This window comes from Pseudonocardia zijingensis, from assembly GCF_042657305.1.
Taxonomy (GTDB): Bacteria; Actinomycetota; Actinomycetes; order Mycobacteriales; family Pseudonocardiaceae; genus Pseudonocardia; species Pseudonocardia zijingensis.
On record NZ_JBHSKO010000069.1, the window covers coordinates 1 to 1573 of the forward strand.

Consider the following 1573-nt stretch of genomic DNA (forward strand, 5'->3'; position numbering starts at 1 on the left):
TCTCCGGCTTGTCGGCGATGACCGCCTCGGTGGTCAGGAACAGCGCCGCGATCGAGGCCGCGTTCTGCAGCGCCGACCGGGTGACCTTGGCCGGGTCGATGATGCCGGCCTTGACCAGGTCCTTGTACTCACCGGTCGCGGCGTCGAGGCCCTCACCGGCGGCGAGCCCGCGGACCTTCTCCACCACGACGCCGCCCTCGAGGCCGGCGTTGACGGCGATCTGCTTGAGCGGAGCCTCCAGCGCGACCTTGACGATGTTCGCGCCGGTGGCCTCGTCACCGTCGAGGCCGAGGCCCTCGAACAGCCCGGCACCCGCCTGCAGCAGGGCCACGCCACCACCGGCGACGATGCCCTCCTCGACGGCCGCCTTGGCGTTGCGCACGGCGTCCTCGATGCGGTGCTTGCGCTCCTTGAGCTCCACCTCGGTGGCAGCACCGGCCTTGATCACCGCAACACCGCCGGCCAGCTTGGCCAGGCGCTCCTGCAGCTTCTCGCGGTCGTAGTCGGAGTCGGTGCGCTCGATCTCCGAACGGATCTGGTTGACCCGCCCGGCGATCTGGTCGGCGTCGCCGGCGCCGTCGACGATCGTGGTCTCGTCCTTGGTGACGACGACCTTGCGGGCGCGGCCCAGCAGCGACAGGTCGGCGTTCTCCAGCTTGAGGCCGACCTTCTCCGAGATGACCTCGCCACCGGTCAGGATGGCCATGTCGGCGAGCATCGCCTCGCGGCGGTCACCGAAGCCCGGGGCCTTGACGGCGACGGACTTGAAGGTGCCACGGATCTTGTTGACGACCAGGGTGGCCAGGGCCTCGCCCTCGACGTCCTCGGCGATGATCGCGAGCGGCTTGCCGCTCTGCATGACCTTCTCCAGCAGCGGGAGCAGGTCCTTCACCGTGGAGATCTTGGACGAGACGAGGAGGACGTACGGGTCCTCGAGCTCGGCCTCCATGCGCTCGGCGTCGGTGACGAAGTAGGGCGAGATGTAGCCCTTGTCGAAGCGCATGCCCTCGGTGAGCTCGAGCTCGAGCCCGAAGGTCTGCGACTCCTCGACGGTGATGACGCCTTCCTTGCCGACCTTGTCCATGGCCTCGGCGATCAGGTCACCGATGGTGGAGTCGGCGGCGGAGATCGACGCGGTGGCGGCGATCTGCTCCTTGGTCTCGACCTCCTTGGCGCTCTTCAGCAGCGCCTCGGAGACTGCCTCGGTGGCCTTCTCGATGCCCCGCTTCAGGGCCATCGGGTTGGCGCCGGCGGCGACGTTGCGCAGCCCCTCGCGGACGAGGGCCTGGGCGAGCACGGTGGCGGTGGTGGTGCCGTCACCGGCGATGTCGTCGGTCTTCTTCGCGACCTCCTTGACCAGCTCAGCGCCGATCTTCTCCCAGGGGTCCTCGAGCTCGATCTCCTTGGCGATCGACACACCATCGTTCGTGATGGTGGGCGCGCCCCACTTCTTCTCCAGCACGACGTTGCGGCCGCGCGGGCCGAGCGTCACCTTGACGGCGTCGGCGAGGGTGTTCATGCCACGCTCGAGCCCGCGGCGCGCCTCCTCGTCGAACGCGATCTGCTTCGCCAT

The 1573-nt window shown here is 68.8% G+C and carries 1 protein-coding gene; it reads right to left on the minus strand.

Going from position 1 to position 1573, the window contains the following annotated elements; translation table 11 throughout:
- Positions 1-1573, minus strand: a 1573-nt coding sequence (gene groL / locus ACFPL3_RS41960) for a chaperonin GroEL (RefSeq protein ID WP_379591027.1), incomplete at its 3' end; no start/stop codon positions are given.